The sequence below is a fragment of the Streptomyces avermitilis MA-4680 = NBRC 14893 genome (assembly GCF_000009765.2).
Taxonomy (GTDB): domain Bacteria; phylum Actinomycetota; class Actinomycetes; order Streptomycetales; family Streptomycetaceae; genus Streptomyces; species Streptomyces avermitilis.
Window position 1 is genome coordinate 381,550 of the sequence record NC_003155.5, and the last position, 19,502, is coordinate 401,051.

At 70.0% G+C, this 19,502-nt stretch carries 20 protein-coding genes and 3 pseudogenes; 5 read left to right on the top strand and 18 right to left on the bottom strand.

Features of this window, described 5'->3' with window-relative positions:
• Positions 1–42: 42 nt before the first annotated feature.
• From SAVERM_RS02110 to SAVERM_RS43800, 6 genes and pseudogenes are all read right to left on the bottom strand, one after another.
• A complete protein-coding gene (locus SAVERM_RS02110) occupies positions 43–375 on the bottom strand; it encodes a helix-turn-helix domain-containing protein (RefSeq protein ID WP_010981759.1) in 333 nt (110 codons plus the stop codon).
• Positions 376–1,503: 1,128 nt separating this feature from the next.
• A pseudogene (locus tag SAVERM_RS02115) lies at positions 1,504–1,719 on the bottom strand (ArsR/SmtB family transcription factor); the annotation flags it as partial.
• A 162-nt stretch (positions 1,720–1,881) separates the two neighbouring features.
• Positions 1,882–2,643, bottom strand: coding sequence for a hypothetical protein (locus tag SAVERM_RS02120; protein ID WP_037652596.1), 762 nt, complete (start codon positions 2,641–2,643; stop codon positions 1,882–1,884).
• Positions 2,644–3,678: 1,035 nt separating this feature from the next.
• Positions 3,679–3,984 (bottom strand): MazG nucleotide pyrophosphohydrolase domain-containing protein, encoded by a 306-nt coding sequence (locus tag SAVERM_RS02125; protein ID WP_010981762.1) that lies wholly within the window; start codon positions 3,982–3,984, stop codon positions 3,679–3,681.
• A gap of 260 nt (positions 3,985–4,244) precedes the next feature.
• Positions 4,245–4,517 carry a hypothetical protein gene (locus SAVERM_RS02130; RefSeq protein WP_063774019.1) on the bottom strand — a complete coding sequence of 91 codons (273 nt, stop codon included), beginning with the start codon at positions 4,515–4,517 and terminating at the stop codon, positions 4,245–4,247.
• A pseudogene (locus SAVERM_RS43800) lies at positions 4,502–5,254 on the bottom strand (nucleoside 2-deoxyribosyltransferase); the annotation flags it as partial. The pseudogene SAVERM_RS43800 and the gene SAVERM_RS02130, both read right to left, overlap by 16 nt.
• Before the next feature lie 105 nt (positions 5,255–5,359).
• Between SAVERM_RS43800 and SAVERM_RS39295 the strand changes: the two are divergent.
• Positions 5,360–5,527 carry a hypothetical protein gene (locus SAVERM_RS39295; RefSeq protein ID WP_237528695.1) on the top strand — a complete coding sequence of 56 codons (168 nt, stop codon included), beginning with the start codon at positions 5,360–5,362 and terminating at the stop codon, positions 5,525–5,527.
• A gap of 52 nt (positions 5,528–5,579) precedes the next feature.
• Positions 5,580–5,987 (top strand): hypothetical protein, encoded by a 408-nt coding sequence (locus SAVERM_RS02140; RefSeq protein ID WP_010981765.1) that lies wholly within the window; start codon positions 5,580–5,582, stop codon positions 5,985–5,987.
• Positions 5,988–6,089: 102 nt separating this feature from the next.
• On the opposite strand, the gene SAVERM_RS42140 is transcribed toward SAVERM_RS02140, so the two are convergent.
• From SAVERM_RS42140 to SAVERM_RS42595, 3 genes are all read right to left on the bottom strand, one after another.
• The gene (locus tag SAVERM_RS42140; protein WP_010981766.1) at positions 6,090–6,398 is read right to left on the bottom strand and encodes a hypothetical protein; all 309 of its coding nucleotides are present in this window, start codon (positions 6,396–6,398) and stop codon (positions 6,090–6,092) included.
• A gap of 3 nt (positions 6,399–6,401) precedes the next feature.
• A complete protein-coding gene (locus SAVERM_RS42590; RefSeq protein WP_052082479.1) occupies positions 6,402–6,698 on the bottom strand; it encodes a hypothetical protein in 297 nt (98 codons plus the stop codon).
• A 138-nt stretch (positions 6,699–6,836) separates the two neighbouring features.
• Entirely contained in the window at positions 6,837–7,217 is a 381-nt protein-coding gene (locus SAVERM_RS42595) for a hypothetical protein (RefSeq protein ID WP_010981768.1), read from the bottom strand.
• Positions 7,218–7,534: 317 nt separating this feature from the next.
• Here SAVERM_RS42595 and SAVERM_RS02160 point away from each other — a divergent pair, with 317 nt between their 5' ends.
• On the top strand, positions 7,535–8,155 hold the full coding sequence (locus tag SAVERM_RS02160; protein WP_010981770.1) for a hypothetical protein: 621 nt from the start codon (positions 7,535–7,537) through the stop codon (positions 8,153–8,155).
• Here the strand turns inward: SAVERM_RS02160 and SAVERM_RS02165 are convergent.
• The gene (locus SAVERM_RS02165) at positions 8,145–9,728 is read right to left on the bottom strand and encodes a hypothetical protein (protein WP_037652592.1); all 1,584 of its coding nucleotides are present in this window, start codon (positions 9,726–9,728) and stop codon (positions 8,145–8,147) included. The genes SAVERM_RS02160 and SAVERM_RS02165 overlap by 11 nt on opposite strands.
• Before the next feature lie 198 nt (positions 9,729–9,926).
• Positions 9,927–10,295, bottom strand: coding sequence for a hypothetical protein (locus tag SAVERM_RS02170; protein ID WP_037652591.1), 369 nt, complete (start codon positions 10,293–10,295; stop codon positions 9,927–9,929).
• Positions 10,296–10,609: 314 nt separating this feature from the next.
• Between SAVERM_RS02170 and SAVERM_RS02175 the strand changes: the two are divergent.
• Positions 10,610–11,617: pseudogene (locus SAVERM_RS02175) on the top strand (transposase); the annotation flags it as partial.
• A gap of 516 nt (positions 11,618–12,133) precedes the next feature.
• On the opposite strand, the gene SAVERM_RS02180 reads toward SAVERM_RS02175, so the two are convergent.
• The 6 genes from SAVERM_RS02180 to SAVERM_RS02200 form a co-directional block, all read right to left on the bottom strand.
• Positions 12,134–13,267, bottom strand: coding sequence for a phosphoenolpyruvate carboxykinase (ATP) (locus SAVERM_RS02180; protein WP_010981774.1), 1,134 nt, complete (start codon positions 13,265–13,267; stop codon positions 12,134–12,136).
• Positions 13,264–14,187, bottom strand: coding sequence for a lactate/malate family dehydrogenase (locus SAVERM_RS02185; protein ID WP_037652606.1), 924 nt, complete (start codon positions 14,185–14,187; stop codon positions 13,264–13,266). The genes SAVERM_RS02180 and SAVERM_RS02185 overlap by 4 nt, the downstream gene beginning before the upstream one ends.
• Positions 14,187–15,416, bottom strand: a complete 1,230-nt coding sequence (locus tag SAVERM_RS02190) for a phosphotransferase (protein ID WP_107083111.1) — start codon at positions 15,414–15,416, stop codon at positions 14,187–14,189. The genes SAVERM_RS02185 and SAVERM_RS02190 overlap by 1 nt, the downstream gene beginning before the upstream one ends.
• 171 nt (positions 15,417–15,587) lie before the next feature.
• On the bottom strand, positions 15,588–15,833 hold the full coding sequence (locus SAVERM_RS42145; RefSeq protein WP_037652588.1) for a hypothetical protein: 246 nt from the start codon (positions 15,831–15,833) through the stop codon (positions 15,588–15,590).
• Positions 15,830–16,066, bottom strand: a complete 237-nt coding sequence (locus SAVERM_RS02195; RefSeq protein ID WP_010981777.1) for a hypothetical protein — start codon at positions 16,064–16,066, stop codon at positions 15,830–15,832. The genes SAVERM_RS42145 and SAVERM_RS02195 overlap by 4 nt, the downstream gene beginning before the upstream one ends.
• On the bottom strand, positions 16,063–16,470 hold the full coding sequence (locus tag SAVERM_RS02200) for a hypothetical protein (RefSeq protein WP_010981778.1): 408 nt from the start codon (positions 16,468–16,470) through the stop codon (positions 16,063–16,065). The genes SAVERM_RS02195 and SAVERM_RS02200 overlap by 4 nt, the downstream gene beginning before the upstream one ends.
• Before the next feature lie 195 nt (positions 16,471–16,665).
• On the opposite strand from SAVERM_RS02200, the gene SAVERM_RS02205 reads away from it, so the two are divergent.
• Positions 16,666–18,006, top strand: a complete 1,341-nt coding sequence (locus tag SAVERM_RS02205; protein WP_010981779.1) for an NsdA family TPR-like regulatory protein — start codon at positions 16,666–16,668, stop codon at positions 18,004–18,006.
• Between the two features lie 47 nt (positions 18,007–18,053).
• On the opposite strand, the gene SAVERM_RS02210 is transcribed toward SAVERM_RS02205, so the two are convergent.
• Positions 18,054–19,343, bottom strand: coding sequence for a competence protein CoiA (locus tag SAVERM_RS02210; protein ID WP_010981780.1), 1,290 nt, complete (start codon positions 19,341–19,343; stop codon positions 18,054–18,056).
• Positions 19,344–19,502 lie beyond the last annotated feature (159 nt).

The following is a 19,502-nucleotide window of genomic DNA, read 5'->3' on the forward strand; positions in this document are numbered from 1 at the left end:
GGAATCGGTGGAAGGGTGCGGTGCGTCGCCGTGCACTGCGGGTCAGACGCCGGCCGTGTGCCGGGCTGCGGCGCGGCGCTGTTCGCTGTTGATGCGCTGGGCTTCTTCGAGCTGGTCTTCGAGGATGACGATGCGGCAGGCGGCCTCGATGGGGGTGCCTTGGTCGACGAGTTCCCGGGCGCGGGCGGCGATGCGCAGCTGGTAGCGGGAGTAGCGGCGGTGGCCGCCTGGGGAGCGGAGCGGGGTGATGAGGCGGGCTTCGCCGATGGCGCGGAGGAAGCCCTGGGTGGTGCCGAGTAGTTCGGCGGCCCGGCCCATGGTGTAGGCGGGGTAGTCGTCGTCGTCGAGTCGGTTGTGCGGGTTGTCTGCTGTCATTGCACCTCTCTGTGGAACGCATGGAGGGGCCCTGGTGCCGTACTGGCACCAGGGCCCCGAAGGAACTGCTACACCATCTGCCGGCCCTGGTACTGCGCCGGCCTCCTGTTTCCGCTGACCCGACCGAGTTGCTGTCGGGGGCGCGGGGATCGCGGTTGCTTGACCGGAGACCACCTCACTATCGATGTCCTGCGGTACCCGGGCTCAAGATGTCGGCCCGGGCGATCCTGATGGCGTCTGGCTCCTCCGTTCTTCCCTCATTGATCAACTACCTATCGAGCGGGTACTGCGTACTGCTGGTGATGCGAACTGCTCAGCGGCCTGTTACAGCGCCGCTCTTCGGCAGCCAGCCCCGTCGCCCGTCTTGCGTCTGCTCTGGCTTAGAACCCCACTGCCGAACCTCCCGGTGCGCGCGTCCGCAGCCGACGCCTTCACCGAGGTGCTGCTCACTGACTTCACTGCTGAGTACCGCGAACTGCACTTACGGGTACTGCCACCGCGTCAAACGCGGTACTGCTCACGGCGGCCCCTGATCACTGCGGGCCACCCGGTCCGGTCGTCAGTCCCGTCGCCGTCCTGCAACAACCCTGGCTTCGACACTCCACCACCGCACCGTCCCGCGAACTACAACTACGTGCGCTTGCCCGGCAGTTCATCTCTGCCAGGCCCTGCGGTCTCTCTTGACTACGAGAGAAACCATAACCACGCCACCACCCAATGTCTACTCCGGCCAACATAGATTTCCGCGTGTCCGGCGGTGAGGTAATCGACCTCGAGCAGCGATGGAGGGTGTCCCACACGACGACTTCCTCGGCGCGGGCGTTGATACGCAGTTCCAGTAGGACGGGGCCGGGGGCGTACTTGCGGGCGTTGGTGACCAGCTCGCTGACCACTCAGTTGGGTTATGTCCCTCGCACGAGCGGATACGGACAGGTGATGGCCGGCGTGGGCCTGGTCGAGGAAGGCGACGGCGTGGTGGCGGGCTTCGGCGACGCAGCCGTCGTCTCCTCCCAGGGCGTAGCCGGCGCGCATCAAGTATTCATCCGGTGCCGTACAGCCGTCACCGGCGGCATGGGATCCCACGTGTTAGCCCTCACTCCCCCGTGCGCGTCAGTACCCGCGATCGCGTCATGCATGCCACCAGGGATGTCGTCCGACACGGCGGAACGCGGCGAGCTTGTCCAGGAGGCCGGGCAGCACCCAGTAGTAGACCCAGGTGCCGCGGCGCTCACAGTCGATCAGGCCGACCTGGCGCAGCAGCTTGAGGTGGTGGGAGATCGTCGGCTGTGACAAGTCGAAGGCAGGGGGCAGCTCGCACACGCAGACCTCCCCGATCTCCCTGCTATAGCGGGCGCCGGCCACCAGCACGCAGTGAGGCCTGGTCCGCCACCACGGGGGGAGCGACGGACCAGGCCTGAAGTCCACGGTGCCACACCCGTCCCCGAACGCGCGCGCTCTGCGGATGAAGTCGCCGCAGGATGGCGCGTCTTCGTTCGAGCGGTCGAGTTACGCGTGGGCCCGCAGCAGGGCGAGCACGGCGGCCGCGTACGCGCGGGATCGGTCCCAGACGGCGAAGTAGTCGGTGTGCATCTGACCGGCCTCCTCCATCCGGGAGGGCTGGATGCGTATGCCGTCGCCGCGGCCGAGTGCAAGGTTGGTGCGGCGGCTCGTCTCCGGGCTCAGGCCGCGGATCGGCGGTACCGGCTCGCCGCCCTCGCGCGTGCCGTCGGGGTGAAAAGCCTCGTACAGGTCGTCGCGCCCTCGGTAACCCACACGGCTGGCCTGCAGCAGCCGTGCCTGCTTGGCGACCTCCTGCACCAACGGGTCATTAGGGCTGCCGAGCCGGAGCTCCGGCCCGGGGGACGGGATCGCCCGCCAGATGCCCGCGTACGTGGAATCGATGCTGCTGATCCACCACTGGGGCGCATAACCGCCGGGCAATACGAGCGGCCGCGGCAACCGTCGGGGTAGGCGCTGTCCGTTGGCGCGCCGGGCAAGCAGTGTGTGTGCCGAACGCAGCAGGGCAGCGTCGTGCGCCTTCATCAGGGCCACGGCGACGCTGATGGCGTGGGCCGCCGCCTTGTGCTCGGGGGTCTGTACGTGCGCGCGCAGCCGGCGCTGGTACTCGGCGCGTTCAAGGCCGGTGCTGCTCGGGCTCTGGCGAGCCGCGGTCGCCTTCGCCTCTTTCACACGCCGGTCGGCCGCCTGGGCTGCGCCGAGTTGCTGCGCAAGCCGTTCGACGGCTCCCGGCCACTGGCCCCCCACCATGCTCACGATCTCCCTCCCCGCTGACGCCCGGCCGCTCCCCGGTCCAGGCTATCGGCCCGTCGTCCCGCACCCGGCGTCACCGCGGGGCGGCCCAGGCTTCTCAGAGCCAGCAGGCTCGGGACGGCCCGACAACAGCTCCAGCGCAAACGCCGGGGCACACCCAGCGGGCGGCCGGCGCCATGGCGGTCGTCAGACAGCGCCAGGGAATGGTGGGCAGGACCGCCCGCTGCCATCTGCCGAACCGCGCCGGACTGCCCGCGAGTCCTACCTGAATGGTGGGGGCCACGGTGGGGGGTTGGTCGGGACGGATCAGGCTGCGCAGAATCTCGGACTGGTCGGCGGCTCGGCTGGTGCTGCGGCGGACTCAGTTCCGGCTCCCAGGGTGCGGTGACCAGCCGAACGGGCGGCGGCGGGTGCGTCGTCGGGCGGCCGGGGAGGGCCGCGTCCCTTCGGCGGCGAGGCGGGCACGTGGTGTAGGCGGCGAGCCGACTCGGGGCGGTCCGGTGCCCAGCGGGCGGCGGTGGTCGGTCATTGGCCGATTCTTTCCCGGGCGTTCCCAGCGGGGCACGGGCACTTCGGGCCCCGGCACCGGGCCGGCACTGTCCGATGGACCTTCACAGTCGAGGACGCCGCGCCGCAGCGTCGGTTCCGCATCACCGCCCGAGTCTGTAGCTGGATCACAGTCGGCGGTAGATGCCCTGTCAGACCTGAGTTGCGGACCTAACCCCGCCGCGTTCCACCATGGCGCCGCCCAAAGCGCGCGGGTTCACAAATTGTTGCGGAACCTGTTCCGGGCCCTGCGGCAGGAACGCGTGATCTTCCGGGACCCCACCCGCGGCCTGATCTTCGGAGGCATCCCTCGGCGAGCTGTCCGGCGATCAGCAACGAGGACGTCTTTGTCTTTCCGGCGACTCCGCGTGACAGCGGGTTTTCGCGCCCCCTATTCAGAGATCGGCCCATGCCAGCTGTACGCCGCCCCATCCCCCGCCACGGTCACCGCGGCTACCTCGCCTGCAATAGCTGCCGACTGAGGGACTACTCTCCGCCGGTCCGCACCAGTGCGCCGCCGACCCCAGGCGTGTAAACACGACGCGCATTCTTCTCGATCTCGCGCCTGACCTCCTCGCCGAGGTCGACACCCTGCATCTCGGCAATTGCGACCAGGTACAGGAAGACGTCGGCGAGCTCTTCCCCATGATCGGGCAGGCCTTTGCGCCAGGCCGTGAACGCCTCGCCGACCTCGGCGTTGAGCAGGCCGAACTCAAGTGGGATGTCGGTCGTATTGAAGCCCTGGTTAATCTTGTTCTCCCAGGCAAGCTTCTGGGCGTCGGCGATGTCCACGGCAGTTCCCCTTGACGGTGCGGTCCGGTCTCTCGGGGAACACTAGCGAGGCTCAAGAGCCTGGCGGGTGGGAACGGCACGGGAGTCAGCCTGTGGTGCGACCCGCGTTCGATGCGGTGTCGTAGGTGAGAACGGGTGCCGTGGCTGGCCAGCGACTAGAAAGCTCGCTGGTAGGCGTCGGCGAGCGCGGTGATCTCCTCCGGTGAGGGTGCCTGCCCGTCGCGCTCGGTGACCAGTTCGGCAAGGTCGAGGACCTGGCTCTAGGCGAGGCGCGAGTGGCCGCGGTAGAGGGGGCCGTAGACGAGTTCGCTCAGGAAGCTGCGGTCCAGAACAAGCCGGCCCGGCCGGGCGAGGAGCTCGCGGTAGCGGCTGACCAGGTCCTGGTGGTCGGGGGTACGCGGGGAGTGCACGGAGATGAAGCCGTGCTGGGCGACAAGGAGCTTGGCCAGGGTGCTCTTGCCGACGCCGTCGCCGCCTTCGATCACGACGGTGCGGTGTCCGGTGATCTCCTCGATGGTCAGGGGCCGATCCACGCGGTCACCTCTTCCGCGCTGCGAAGCGTATGGCCCACGCCGTACTGGATCATCAGGTTGCGGTGGTTGGGCTCGCGGCCGGAGGCGTGGGTGTAGGTGCTGCGCGGGAGATAGGCGGCCACCGGTTGGGCGGTGGCGCAGGACGCTCCGATCAGCAGGGCGGCATTGGGCGGGGTCTCGGGGCCGCAGGCGTCGACGACGATGCGGTCGGAGCTGAGAGCGGCTGCCCAGTCGGCACGCGTGGCGGCCTCGGGGTCGGTGGCCGCGAAGCGAGTGGGACGGCGGACGGTGATCCCGGGGCGGGCGCCCGTGCCGGGCAGCTTGTGGTGCGCCGGGGTGTACGGGGAGGACTCGGCGTACACGGTGCTGCCCGTTCGGGAGGGGACGGCGCTGCTGGCGGGGACAGGGAGCTGTAATGCGGCGTCGACGCGGACCTCGATGGCGTGCTGGATCTGGGCGTGGTTGCGGGCGGCGAAGTCGGCGAAGCGGCTGGACCCGGGCAGGTCTGGTGGAGCCCCAAGTCGGGGGGCGCGGATGATGCGGGTGGCGAGGATGTCCAGCAGCGGGTCGGGGAAGACGGTGCCCGGGCCGGCGGGGGTTCCGGAATAGTCCTGGAAGTCGGTGGTCAGCAGGATGACGGGTACGCCGCGGGCGGTGGCGTAGCCGATCTCCATGCACACGCCGTCGTCCGGGCTCGGGCCGTGGGTGATCGCGATGAGGGCGCGGATGTGGCGGAGCCGGTTGCGGTCGAGTTCACCGCTCCCGCATCGTCATCGAGGTCGACGGCGTACAGCACTACGGCCTGGAGAACCCGCCCGACGAGAAGGGTCACCCACACTGCCGTGCCGCGGCTGTATGCGGAGATGGTCGCCAAGGACCGGCGGCTGCGCCTGGCCGGCTACGAGATCTACCGCTTCGGTGGTTTCGAGCTCACCGCGCCGGGCGGCGAGCAGATCCTCGCGGCCTTCTTCACCGAACTCCTCGGTCGGCACAGGAAGCCGCCCCTGTGAGCCGACGCCATAAGGCGCGAAGACCTTCCCGTGCGCGGAAGAGATCGCGCGGTTGCGGGAGGAGGCCGAGCAGGTGCAGGCCGCGCTCGGCGCCTCGGAGCGCGCGCTTCAGCGGCTGGTGGATGCCCGTGCAACGGTGGCCGAGGTACTGGCCGAGCCGCCTTCCGTAGTCGCGGAGCCGGTGTCTGGCGCGGTGGCGGGGGCGGTGGTGCCGCGGCGGACCGGGGACATGGCCGCGTCGGTCCTCGCGCCGGACTACCAGCAGATCTTGTCGGTGCTGGAGTCGGAAGCGGGGCGGGAGGGCATGCGCTGCCAGCAGCTGGCCGTGGCCCTGGGGCTTCAGGCGGTCCCGGCGAAGGTGGAGGGGCTGCGGTCGAAGGCGAAACGCCTGGTGGAACGGGGGTGGGCACTCCAGGTGCGGCCGGGAGTGTTCACCGCGCTCGCGATGCCGACCGTCTGAAGTCGGCTGGGCGGCGTCCGGTCAGGCGTGCATCCGATGGCGGTCTCCGCTCCCTGCGCATAGGGCAGGCCACCGTGCAAATCTCCCTGGTGAACGGCCAGTTCAACCCTGGAGGTGCCCGATGGCCTTGTCCCAGTCTGACCTACAACGCCTGCTGGAGTCACTACGCACGGGCAGGGCGGCGGGGGCGGTCGGCTTCTGCAGCTGCGTCGGTCCTGGCTGGGCGGGGACAGCGGCGCGGTTCTTCGCGGTGGTGGTCGGGCCGGTGGTGGCCCACGCGCGGGCTTCGGCATCGAACCGCACCTGCGTCTCCCGCGCGGTGCCGCCGATGACGACCTGGGCGCGGCCGACGTGCTTGGTGGACTTCGGCGTGGGATGGATCTCGGGAGCGAGCATGCGCCAGGCGTTCATGCTTTAGCTGGCGAGGATGCGGGTGGTGAACTGCTCGCGGACCTCCTGGCCTCCGAGGGCGCGGGCGGTCGCGGACTGCGCGACAAGGAACACGTGCATGCGGACCCGACGGCCCATGAACAGAATCTCCATGAGCGCGTCGATCGCCGGAGAGGTCTTCGGGTCACCGGACTCGCGGATCTTGTCCCAGTAGCGCGCCAGCTGCCGCATGGTGGCGTTGACCTCTTCGAGGAGGATCAGCAGCCTCGCGCCGATGGCGTCCGGGTCGGCATCGATGCCGACTTCGTCGGCGACGCGCACGCGGCGCCGGCCTTCCATTCCGAGCTGGACCAGAGCGTCGTGGATGTCGGCGATGTCGGCGATGTCGGCGCAGTAGGTGACGTCCGGGATGCCGCGCGCCCAGGCATGGGAGATCCGCTTGTAGTAGAGGACGAACGCCTACGAGCCACGGTGGATCATCTGGCAGGCGATGCAGCGCAGGATGACCGACTTGCCGCCGACGGTGGAGGCGTAGACCAGGATGTGCGGCGAATCGGCATCCAGGTCGACGGAGACCGGCTTGCCGCCGGAGCCGATGATGGGCGCAGGCTCCGCAGCCTTGGCCACCAGGTCGCGCACCTTGGGGTCCTTGAAGGCGGCCTCCGCCGGAGACTTGCGGGTCTTCTTCACCAGCACGTACGGCTTGCGTTCGGCCGGGTGCCAGGAGAACGTCACGCCCTCCAGGGCGAGTTTTTGGGTGATGAGGTCGGCGACCAGGTCGCGGGAGAACCGCAGGTGCGTGTCGGCTGCGCGAGCGCCTCGTGCAGTGGGACAACCCACTCACGCATCAACTCCCGGCGTTCGCGGGACAGCAGCCCGTACGCGATGCCGCCGACGGCCAGGGCGGAGGCCGCGCCTATCCCGCCAGTCTCCAGCGTGGCCAGGGTGGCGTCCCCGGTTCTCCCAAAGGTCCTGGAAGGCGTGCGCGAAGTCGCCACCTCACGCCCCCGGCGCACGCCAAAAGCGCGCTGACTCGCCGATGCGCAAAGGTTTGCAACCACCCGCCAGAGCCGACGAGGAGCACACCGCCACTAAATTCGAAGACCCGATATGGCCAACCTCACCCAATACCGGTAAATCTTTAGGAAGGTGCTGCAGTGCGTCTGTTCGCCGATCATGTCTCGGGTCCGCCGTCCGCTGAGCGATTCGCCGGGCCGCTGTGGTTGCGGGAGCGGCCCGGTGGACTCAATGAGATCGAATGGCGGCTGCGTCCCGGTTTGCCCGCGTTTGTGCTTTATCACGCCAGGATGACGTCGTCGATGTCCCTGTTGTTGGCCTGCTGCGGCAACGCGTTCGACTCGACTTTGGCCGCGATGCGGGAAGGCACCGAGGAGCATTTGCCCAAGGAGATGGCGAAGCACTGGACGTCCTTCGCGCACATGGTGGCCAATGGGCAGCGAGGCGATCTCTCCGATCTCGGGATCACGTTGGTCACCGACCCCGTTGACGGTGTGAAGGGTGGTTGTGTCGCCACGATCGTGAGCCCCCGCGGGAGCGAGAGCGAGCTGAAAGACGCCCTGACCCGGGTGATCAGGGGAGCGGCCTCCGCGATCGGGGAGGGGGTGGAGGCGGCTGAGCGTTCACCCCGGATCCACGGGCTGCTGGCCGCTCAGTCGGATCACGCGGTGCTGGACGACCGGCTGGAGACCATCGCCGCGACCGGGTTCCGTTTCGGCGCCACCAGGTCCCTGCTCGACCTGGACTGGCCTACAGAATGAACACCGGCCGTCCGTCGCGAACGGTGTAGAGCGGGTTGCCGAGCTTGTCGACGCCGGTGCGGCGGATCAGGTCCATCGCCTCGTCGAACGTCTCGGCGACGCGGTGGATGTCTCGGTCCTCCTCGAACAGCCGGCGCGCGGTGTCCACGTCTGGCAGTGCGCCGGTGGACATGACCAGGCCGCCCCAGGCCAGCGCGCGGACATAGCGGATCCGGTCGAACACGCCGGCCAGACCGGCAGGCTCGAGGATCGCGGCGGACCTGGCCACCGCATCGAGATCGGGAGTGCGGTTCGCCATCGCCGCGTTGAGCACCGCGGCCGCCAGTCGGGTGAACACCTTGGTGGCGCCGGTGGCACGATCCCGCGCGATCTCCAGGGGATAGATCACGCCGGACGCCTCCTTGGCGACGTCGCGCAGCAGGGTGAGCAGCTCCTCGCCCTCACCTTCCGCCCGGGACAGGGCGGCCCGCGCGACCTGGAAGGAGTGCCGCCAGTCCTCGCTCGCGTCGTCGGAGAACCAGTACACGGGCGCGTCGTCGCCGATCGACAGAACGATCGCGGCGCAGCCGGTGTGGGCGTCGATGGAGACGTCGACATGGCCGTCGACCACCGTTCCGACGGGCAGTCCGGACGCGTACGTGCCGCTCATGACCGACTGCTCGCCGTCGGTGACGGTGTACCGGTCGCGCTCGTCGACGGTGACCGTGACCGGGTGGCGGCCGAGTGACAGCACCGTGCGCTGGAACATCAGCGCGATGTTCCGGACGAGGTCCTCGTCCGGAGCGTGTTCGAGCGTTTCGTCATGCAGCGCGATGAGCCGGTCCGCCCCCAGGTCGGCGGTGGCGTCGTCGACGTTCCACCGCCTGTTGCTGTGGCGCGCCCATGCGTCGAACTCCGTGTACATCTTGCGGTCCCGGTGGCTCGCGAGGAACTCATCGAGGTTCGCGGCGTGGTCCGCGCGGCCGAAGTCGATCACCCGCCGCACGAAGTACTCGATCATCTTGTCGACCGCGCGTTGGTTGTCGTCCTCGTCGAGCAGGTGGGCGATCAACCCGAGGTCGGTGTACAAGTACTCGATGGCATAGGAGAAGAACAGCTCGGGGTCGCCAAGGCGGGCGTCGACTCCGATGCCGGCGCTCCACAGCGCCTTCACCAGCAAGTAGCCGGGCAGGTAGCCGCCGTCCTCGGGATCGGCCGGCCGGACGAGGACATCGCAGCGGCGGGTCACGACCTGCCGCTGCCGACGCGTCGAACCGAGGATGACGTCGAGCACGTTGCGGGTCACCGCGTCCTGGTGCTCCTCCGGTTCGAAGGACGCGATCGCGCCGGGGCCGAAGTAGTCGGCGACCCGGGCCAACACCGGGCACAGCCGGGGCAGCGTGCCGAACGACGACAGGTCGAACTCGGCGAACAGTGCCAGTCCCTCGGCGAGCGGGCGCTGGAGCGCGATGAATGCCTCGTACCGCATCATGGCGCCGGTGATCCGGCGCGCGACATCCTTGTCGCGCCGACGTCCGCTGCGGTAGGCCGCCGCATCGGTCAGCGCGCGCTGGTGCAGCAGGCTCACTGCCATGCCGACAGTGTTCATGAAGCACCAGTGGTGGGTCGCCTCGTGCAGGAAGGCCGGCAGGCAGTCGGGCGAGAGGTGCCGCTCGATCAGGCCCTGGACGTGCTTGCCTGCCCGGAAGGACGAGATGGCGGTCTGGTTGGTGATCGGATTGATGAAGCTGCGCCCGCTCAGCGCCGACGCGAAGTGCTCGCTCAGTTCTCGTCACCGACCATCTTGATCCCAGGGAATGCCGGTGGCGGAGGCGAGCTCCTTCGCCAATGCGGAGTCGATGGACTCGCTTGACGTGTCCCGCCACTTCAGAGTCCTCCGCTCGATCCGGCCGTCGGGATGCTCGATCTCGACGACCTCCTCGAACGACGTGCCCCGGTGGCGGTACAGCAGATAGCTGACCATCCCCTTGAGCGTGTAGGCGGAAGCGGCCACCACAACGGTCACCACGCCGAGATCGCCGAAGCTCCCCTCCGGCACGGGCTCGTGGTGGAACGCGATCGCCCCGCGGTCGACGAACTCGCCCAGCTCGAGGGCATCGGACCTGGACAGTCCTGGTAAACGGACCTTGGTTGCTGACACGGAAGTCTCCAAACAACGCACGGCGGAGCGGCATCGTACCGCGCGATGTTGCCGTATCGCGTTGAAACGGCTGGTGGAGGGCTCGTTCGAGCTGCCGGCTCTCTGCACGCTCAACGACCTGGCCACTGCGATTCGCGGCCGGGTCAACGACGAGATCTTCGCGCAGGTGGTGGCCCGGTTCGGGGCGGAGCGGGTGGATGGGCTGCTCGCGGTGGGGGTGGGAGGCAAGAGCGCGTTCAACCGGCTCAAGCACACCGCGCGGCGCCCGTCGTGGACGAACTTCCGGTTGCAGTTGGAGCACCTGGAGTGGGGGGGAAGGTCCAGCCACGTCATGGACCGCGATCCTGGACGCGGTCCGGCTCGGCCCTGCGGACGACGCGACCGCGATCACCGCCACCCAGTTGAGTGGTGTCGTCGAGCGGCTCATCGCAGCCGGCCAGTGGCAGGCCGGCGACCCGCATATCGTGATCGTCAGCGACGCTGGCTACGACGTCACCTGCCTGGCCTGGGTCCTGCGTGACCTGCCGGTCGAGATGGTCGGCCGGGTCCGCTCCGACCACGTGATGCGTCTGCCGAAGCCACCGCGGGTGCACGGTGTCAACGGCCGGCCGCCCAAGCACGGTCCGAAGTTCCGCTTCACCAAGCCGGAGACCTGGCCAGAGCCCGCGATCACCACGGTCACGGACACGACCAACTACGGCAAGGCCGAGACCCAGGCGTGGGACCGGGTCCATCCAAGGCTCACCCACCGCTCCTCCTGGCTCGACCACGACGGTGAACTTCCCTTGGTCGAGGGGACGTTGATGCGGTTGAAAGTCGAGCATCTATCGAAGGACAGGGATACCCCGCCGGTGTGGTTATGGTCCTCGAAGACCGGCGCCACCCCGGACGATGTGGACCGTTTCTGGCAGGCATTTCTCCGCCGCTTCGATCTGGAGCACACCTTCCGCTTCGCGAAGCAGACCCTGGGCTGGACCACCCCGAAACTCCGTACTCCCGAGGCGGCGGACCGCTGGACCTGGATCCTGATCGTCGCCCACCCCCAGCTCCGGCTCGCCCGGACGCTCGCTGAAGACCTCCGCCGGCCCTGGGAGAAACCCACCACCTCCGACCGGCTCACCCCCGCACGGGTCCGCCGGGGGTTCAGGAACATCCGCGCTCACCTCGCCTGCCCGACCCGTGTTCCCAAACCCCGAGGCGCCGGCGCCGGACGACCCCCCGGCGCCAAGAACAAACACCGGGCACCCCGCTACGACGTCGGCAAGACCGTCAAACGCCCCGAGACCCTCAAGGCCATCGGCAAGCCTGGAAGATCTTGGTAGATAAAGAACAAGTTGAGTTCGTATTTCTAATCCGTGGTGCTTCGGGCGGTGTTGGTGCGAGCGTTCACGGTTGCGTGCGGTGATCCTGAAGGCCTGGCAGCCCTGCACGTCGCAGGCATCCATAGCCGGTCCGCAAGGTGATCCAGAGGAAGGGCGAGGCCACCCAGTACACCGAGGCGGCCGCCAAGAGCATGAAGACCGTGGCGGCCGGCCAGGCCGAGCAGGCCCTGCGGAAGACCATCGCCAAGAAGTAACCCGAGCTGCACGACATCGAGACCAAGGCCCGCCGCTCGCACATCGTCGTGCACAAGCGCGCGGCCGCCGAGCAGTCCCGGGCCCGGGCTCAGGAGTCAGCCGCCGCACACCGTCAGCCGCCCTCCCAGGGCCGTGGAGGGCCGTCCAGGAGCGGCCGGTAGCCCTGTTAGGTCCAATGGACCCAACGCGATGTGAGCAGGTATGACGGAGCCCCGGTCGGCTGCAGCGAGGCGCAGCTGACCGGGGCTCTACGACGGTGTGTCAGGGACTGTCGGAGAGTTTGGCGAGGAAGTCGGCATTGGCGCCCACGTCGTGACCGAGGACCACCTGGTGGTGCGGAAGGGCGGCCAGGTGTTCGGCGACGGTGGCCCGGGCCAGGTCGCTGCCACCGCCGTCGATGCCGTGGGCGAGGCCGAAGTGGTCCGGGTAACGGTCCTCGGTGGCCCCGCTCATGAAGTCGTCCTCACCGAGGGTCCGTTCGCCGTCGACCAGGGCCGGGACGGCGGCCGGGTCGATGCGGGGGAACAGCAGCGCGGCGGCGCGGCCGCCGGTGGCCAGCTCCATGCCGAACCAGCTGGCGAACTGGTCGGGGAAGACCTGGACCTTGCGCTCTCGCTTGCCGCCGGGCTCCCACAGCGGCTCGCGCCGCCCGGCGAGCAGGGCGTCGGTGACGTCCTGGTGCTGGGTGGGGTGGAGGTGTTCGCCGGCCTGGAGCCGGTCGCGGACGACGTCGTACAGGCCGAGGGCGTCCAGCAGGCCCAGCCCGATGGCCGCTGCAGACGGCCAGGGCAACACGCGCAGGTCGGCGCCGATGCGCTTGATGAACACCCGGTCGTTGGCGAGGAGCTGGGCACAACGGGAGGCCACCAGCAGAGCCGTGGTCGTCTTCCCTGCGCCCTTGTCGCCAAAGGCGAGCAGGGCCCGGCCGTCGCGGACGACGGCGGAGGCGTGCAGGAGCGTCCATCCGTCCCGCAGCAGGGCCGCGCGGATCATCTCCCGGGCGATCCGGGACGCGGCCAGCGCCACGGGCTGCGGGGCGTGGCCGGAGATGGTGACGTGGCCGCCCAACTGTTCGGAGCGGTAGGCGAGCTGCTCGTCGGGCGAGACGGCGGTGATGGTGCCCGTGCTGTCGCGGGCGAGGAGCAGCCGGGCCTTGGCGTAGGTGGCCTCGCTGTGCGGCACGGACGCCAGCAGCGCGGCCAGGTCGGCGTATGCCTTCTCGTCGACGTCGGCGGTGACCAGGGGCCCGGCGCAGACGCTGCTCGTGGGGACCTCGAACGCGTTCCACCACGGCCCGAAGTACCGGCGGGACCAGTCGGTGACGAAGGCGGTGTTGCTCAGGACGGTTACGTCCGCGTCGGCGGCCTGCAGCCGGGTGGCGGTAGGGGTGCTCACGTCGTCTCCTGGGAGTTGGGTGTGGGTCCGGACGGCCGTAACGCCTGGTAGGCGTCACGGAGTTTGGTGGCGGTCGCGGCCAGTTGCGCGTCTTCGTCCGCGTTGAGGGCGGGCAGGCACGCTACGGGCTGGCCGGCGGTGAAGCGCAACGGAATTCCGAGCCAGTCGCCGCGGTGTTCGGCAGTCAGTTCCTCGGTGCCGTCGACCAGGCCGAGGGCCTTGCGCAGAGTGGACAGCACCGCGCCGGCGGGTCCGGAGCGGGTGCGGCCGACGCCCGCGCTGATCTGGCCGGGGCGGGTACGCAGTTCCGCGCGTACCTCCGCAAGGGGGACGGCGGCGGGCGTGCCGTTGACGGTGGTCGACGAGGCGCACACCACCGCACCGTCCCCGTGTTCGCCGATGACGTGGCCGTGCACGGTGGTTGCGGGCACGTCGAGCAGGTGGGCCAGGGTGAGCCGGTAGCGGGCGGAGTCGAGGTTCGAGCCGATTCCGTACACGCGCGGGCAGCCGGAGGTCTCGGCGAACAGCCGGGTCATCAGGTCGACCGGGTTGGTGACCACGAGCACGGTCCCCTGGTAGCCGCGCAGTGTCGTGGCCAGAGCACGGATCACGGGAGCGTTGGTCAACGCGCCGCCCATCCGTACGTCGGCGGCACGGGTGTTGGTGAACGCGGCCCGCACGGCGACGACCACGGCGTGGCAGCCGATCAGGTCCGCCACCCGGCGGGCTTCGGGCTGCACGGGCGATCCGGTGGTCTGGCGCATGTCGTCGAGGTCAGCGGCCAGCGCCCTCGCCTGCTCGACGGTGCGGGAGACGACGAGCAGGCGAGGGCAGATGCCGGAGGCCACCAGCGTGGCCGCGACGGTCTGGCCGACGGCGCCGGCACCGACGACACCGACCGAGCCCACCGGCCCCGGCATCACGCGGCGACCGCCTGAGCCAGGCCGAGCGCGCTCTCCCACACGGCGCGCGTATCGGCGCCGGCCGCCAGCTCCGAGCTGAGCTGATCGGCCATCCGGCACAGGTCGACGGCCCGGCCGATGAGAGCGCTGCCCCGACCGGGCATCGGCAGTACGCCGGGCGCGGACAGGTACGTGGTCAGGATGTTGACGCTGTCCATCAGCCACAGCACCAGCAGCTCCCGCAGCCAGGAGCGGCGGACCCGGGCGGGTAGGACGTCCGCCCGCGCCGCGGCGAAGGCGCCGACCCCGCGCATGGCCTGCTGGCCCGTCCCGGCGCCGGGCCGGGCAGCGGCCAGCAGCAGCACGGTTCGGCTGATCAGCTTCGCGGCATCCACCGTGGGCGGGGCGAGCAGCAGGCCGGGGTCGATGAACACCGGCTGACCGGATGTTCCTTCAGGGAACACCACGTGCTCAGGCTTGAGGTCCCCGTACGCCAGCACCCGCCGGCTCGCCTGCTGGGGCAGCCCCGTGGCCTGGAGCCGGTGCAGCCGGACCACGACGTCGCGCAGCAGCCCGACGACCAGGGCGCGATCGCCGGGCGCGCACCGTTCGGCCCCGAGCCGTTCCACATACGTCGGGCCGCTCAGTCCGTTGAACTTGCGCTGGAAGGTCCCCCGGATGCTGTGCTCCCCGATGCCCCGGGCCGGGCCCAGTAGCCGGGCCGCCGACGGGCGGTGAAGCCGCCGCAGCTCACCGAACAAGCCCTCGAGGAGATCGGCCGCATCGTGCGGACGCTGCAGGAGCAGGTCGGCCAGGGTCGGGCCGGTCACCGACTCGGTGAACAGCACCCCTCGCGCCAGGCCGGCCACGGGACAGACCCGGGGCGAGTCCAGCTGGGCCAGGAGCCGCAGCTGCGCGGCCTCCCGATCCATCAGCGCGCCGGGACGCTGCACGTACGCCTGCTGCGCCGCCCGGACATCCGGCCAGGGCCCGCAGGCGCCCCGCAGGAGCGAGACCAGCGACACCCCGAGGAAGGCGTACTTGGCGTACAGGGTGCGCCCGTCCACGCGGATCCGGCGCACGTAGCCGGTGACGCTCGGGACGTGGTCGCCGAGGTCGACGTCGGCGCGCGGCCACAGGCCGGCGGCAGCGGCAGCGATCTCCCGGGCGGCGAAGGCGAACACCTCGTCGGCGTCCGGGACGGGGGGAACGGGACCGGGCGATGTGCTCACGGCTGTGGTGCTCACGTACGCCTCCAACGGCAGTGGATGAATCCCGCCCGGTGCCCCGGGCGGGTGGGCGCATGGTGGCTGGGGAGGAGCCCCCGGCTGGCCAGTTGAGGAGCGGCCCACCTGCCGGGAGCTCCCGTGCACCCGAGCCCACGGGGACAGGGCATCGGGCGGCTTGGGGAGAGATGGTCAGGGAGCCCGCCGTACGAGGTGCGGGCGTTCGCCGTATCGGTCGGGGTGCTGCTCGACGCGTTCGGTCAGTTCGCCGCCCTGCAGCGCTGGGCTGGTCTCAGGCGCGGCATCCGCCATCGAGACCGCAAGCGGGGCGGCCGTTGCCCGGGGAGCCGGCACCATGGCGGGCGGAATCAGTCCCAAAGCGGCCAGGACGAGCACGGCGCGGCCCGGACGCGACGGACGAGCGTGGGCGTCGCTCACCGCTCCTCCTTGGGGTGCATGTCCGCCGTGAGGGGCGCGGGGTTGGCTAGCGCGCCCGGGTCCGTGGTCCACTCCATCCCGCCGCCCGCCGGCAGCAGCCATGCCACCGGGCGTGGCCGGTCGCCGTCCGGGGCGATGGCCCGCAGGACCCCCCGACGGCCGGTCGCGGTGTCCTCGACGTCCCGGCCGATCCACGGGTGATCGCGATGCAGCAGGCTGCGCTTGGTGCTCACTTGGCCTCACCGCCGCCCGTGGCCAGCGGCTCCCAGGAGTACCGCACCTGTACGCAGTGATCCTGCAGCCAGCGAATCTCGCGGTGCCTCAGCTCGTGGGAGGGCTCCGGAGCGATACACGCGGGCCACCGGACGATCACCACTCGGACCGCGCCGGACTCCGCCAGCTCCCGCACCCGCAGCCATCCGTCACGGTGGCAAGGGTCGGGATCGCCGTACGGGTCCGTGACCACTTCTGTGATCGTCAGCCCGCGCGCCTCGGCGAAGTCGCGCCCCTCGGCCTCGGCACGGTCGGCTGCGAGCGTGGGAGTGAGCTTGCTTCGCTCAGCGCACACGTACAGCACAGCGGCGCTGGCAGAAGCAGCGACGGTGATGTTCTCCCGGGTATCAGGCGTCCTGGTCATCGTGGTGGGCCTCTTCGTCGTCCTGGGCGCCCGGTCCGCCCCCCTCGGGGGTCGGAGGGGCGGACCAAGCAGTCGACGGTCGTACGGGTGCGATCACCGAACGGCCGGTAATCACTCAACTCCCCTACGCGACACCGGGTAAGGGAGCAGAGTGGAGGCACGGTTGAACTGGTTGAACGCACCCGGGGGTCATCGATGGCACGTCGACCGCGAACACCGAATGCAGCCCTTGCGGCCCTGATGCAGTCAGGAGGAATCGGAAACGCACAGCTCGCACGCCGGGTGAACGCCGCCGGCCGCGAACTGGGGCTCCGCATGCACTACGACAAGACGAGCGTGTCCCACTGGCTCGCCGGATCCGTTCCAAAACTCGAGGCAAGGCCCGCCGTCACCGAGGCGCTCTCACGGCTGCTCGGACGGCCCGTAACGTGCGCGGAGGTCGGCTGGGAGACCGAGGAAAAGCCGGCCGGAGAGCGCGACTTCGTGGCAGGAGTGATCGACCTGAGCCGGGCAGACATGGATCCCACACGCCGGGGAGTGCTGAAGACCGGGATGTACGCCGCGGCGCTGGCCGTGCCCCGATACGAGGACGTGGCGGGGCGGTTGGAGTCGGCAACGGCCGGGCGGACGGTGCACATCGGCCGCTCCGACGTCGAGACCGTCCGCACCATGACCGACAAGGTCGCCGACATCCTGGACCAGGTCGGGGCAGGCCACGCCCGCCCGATGGCCGCCGCCTTCCTCGTCAACACCGCCGGCCCCTACCTGCGCGCGAGCGGCACGGACGAGGTGCAACGCGACATGCGGGCCGCTGTCGCGGACTTCGTGTACCTCACGGGCTGGATGGCCATGTACGAAGACCAGCAGGGCCTGGGCCAGACGTACTACCTGCGCGCCCTCGAGCTCGCGGGCGCTGCCGAGGACCACGTCACCTACTGCCGCACCCTGCGCGGCATGAGCCTGCAGGCGACGCACCTAGGCCACGGCAAGAAGGGCCTGGAACTCGCCGACGCCGCCGCCGAGGCGGCGCCCTCCGCCGGCCCGCGCCTAGTCGCCTTCCTGTGCGGCCAGCAGGCCGCCGCCGCTGCGATGACCAACGCCCGGAACACCGCCCTGGCCCGGCTCCGTGAGGCGGAGAGCGCGCTGTCCCGCGCCGACGACCGACGCGATGCCGTAGGCGGATACGACCAGGCCGCCTACTTCTTCCACGAGGCACACGTGCGCTGGCACCTCGGCGACAAGGACGGCTCCATCGCCTCCCTGCGCCGCTCGAACACCGCCCGCTCCCCGCTGGAACGCCAAGGCCGCCTGCACTGCCTCGGCGTGACCGCCGAACGCCAGTTCCGCATGCGGCACATCGAAGCCGCCTGCCAGACCTGGGGAACCTTCCTGGACGAGCACGTCACGATCTCCTCTGCCCGAGGAGACGAGCACCTGAAGACGATGCTCAAGGCGCTCCCCGCCTACCGCCGCGTCGCCGGAGTACGGGAACTCGAAGAACGCGCCCGCCACGTCGCCACTCTCAAGACAGCCTGACTTTCGGCGCTCACCCCACAGCGGAACGGGGTGGGCGCCGTCACACGTCATCCCCTATCAGGCCCGTTGGGTCTAACAGGGACAACATCCGGAGCGGTGACGCGTATGAAGGTGCTGCGTCCGGTGACGGGGTTCAGCACCGCGACCTTCAGCGGAGACCGGGCGGCGGCCTGGATGCGCGAGAGCCACGTCTGGTTCGGGACCAGGATCGTCAGCTCCGCCGGCCACTCGATGAGCGCTTCGAGATCGGGGCAGACCACACCAGCCAGCGTGAACCCGTCGCCTGTCCATCGCGGCCGGGCGTAGACGAGCAGCCCGTTACCGTGAGCGGGGCTCTGATCTCCATACATGATCGCTTTGCCCGAGGCGGAGCGGACCATCTGCGTGAACGCCTCCCACACCGTGGCGTCAAGGCCCGTGCGCTGGAAAAAGCCCGCCAGCCGCTGCAACTCCGCCTGCCACTCCAGCAACTCCGCCTGCCATTCCAGCGCCCGCCGCTCGGCGTCTTGGCGGTGTTGCTCGGCGGCCGCGGCTCGCTGCTCGGCCTCCTGGCGACGGCGCTCGGCGGCAGCCACCCGTCTGACGGCTTCGGCTTCGGCCTCCATCTGGGCGCGTGCCAAAACCAGGTCCTCGTACGCGGGCGCCGTCCACCACACCGTGCCATTCGCGCCGGTGTGGGCGTGCACCCGCCCGTCGAGGATCCACCTGATCGCGTCGCCGAGCGGGCAGGTGATGTGCACCCACTTTGCTTTCGCCTTCAGCGTGCGTGGCGCCCAGTCATAGCGCGCCATCCCATGCCACACCGTCCAGGTCTCGCCCCGCCGGCGCGGAGAGCGCACCCTCAGCGAGGGAACGACCCGCTCCCAAGGCCGGTCCTGCAGGGCGACCCAGCACACCGCCACTCCGTCCCGCGCGTAACGGTCCGTACGCATACGCGCCTCATCCTGCGTCATGGGCGACAACTGCGCCTCCAGAGCCATGAAAGGGCGGTCGTGCTCGTCGAAGACCATCACGTCGGCCCGCCAGTTCCGGACCTCGCTGCTCACCTCCAGCTCCGCTCGCCATCCCGCCGCCCGAGCAGCCACGACCAGCTCCAGCTTCAGGAGGTGGTGCTCCGGTGATTCGTTCGCCAGCTCGCAGTCCGGGGGCCGCACCTGGTGGTAGAAGTGCCGGACGACGTGCTGGGAGGCCCGGGCGAAGACCCGACCGCCGCACTCCGGGCATGCCAGCCGCAGTCCTTTGACCCGGTGGACGTCCGTCCAAGCGCGGTCACACCCGAGGTCGTCCATCGACGCGTCCAGTCGACCCCAGACCGGGTGTACGGCGGTGTACCCCATCACCCCTCCCTCGTGCGCCCAACGGCAGCCAGCGTCCCCACACCGAGACGACCCCGCGCCGTAGATCCTGCTCGCTGCGCCGCCGCGTTCTCCGCCGGGTCCTCCGCCCTGCGGCGGACGACTCCCGTTCCGGACGGTGTCCGCTTCGCAGGTCACGCT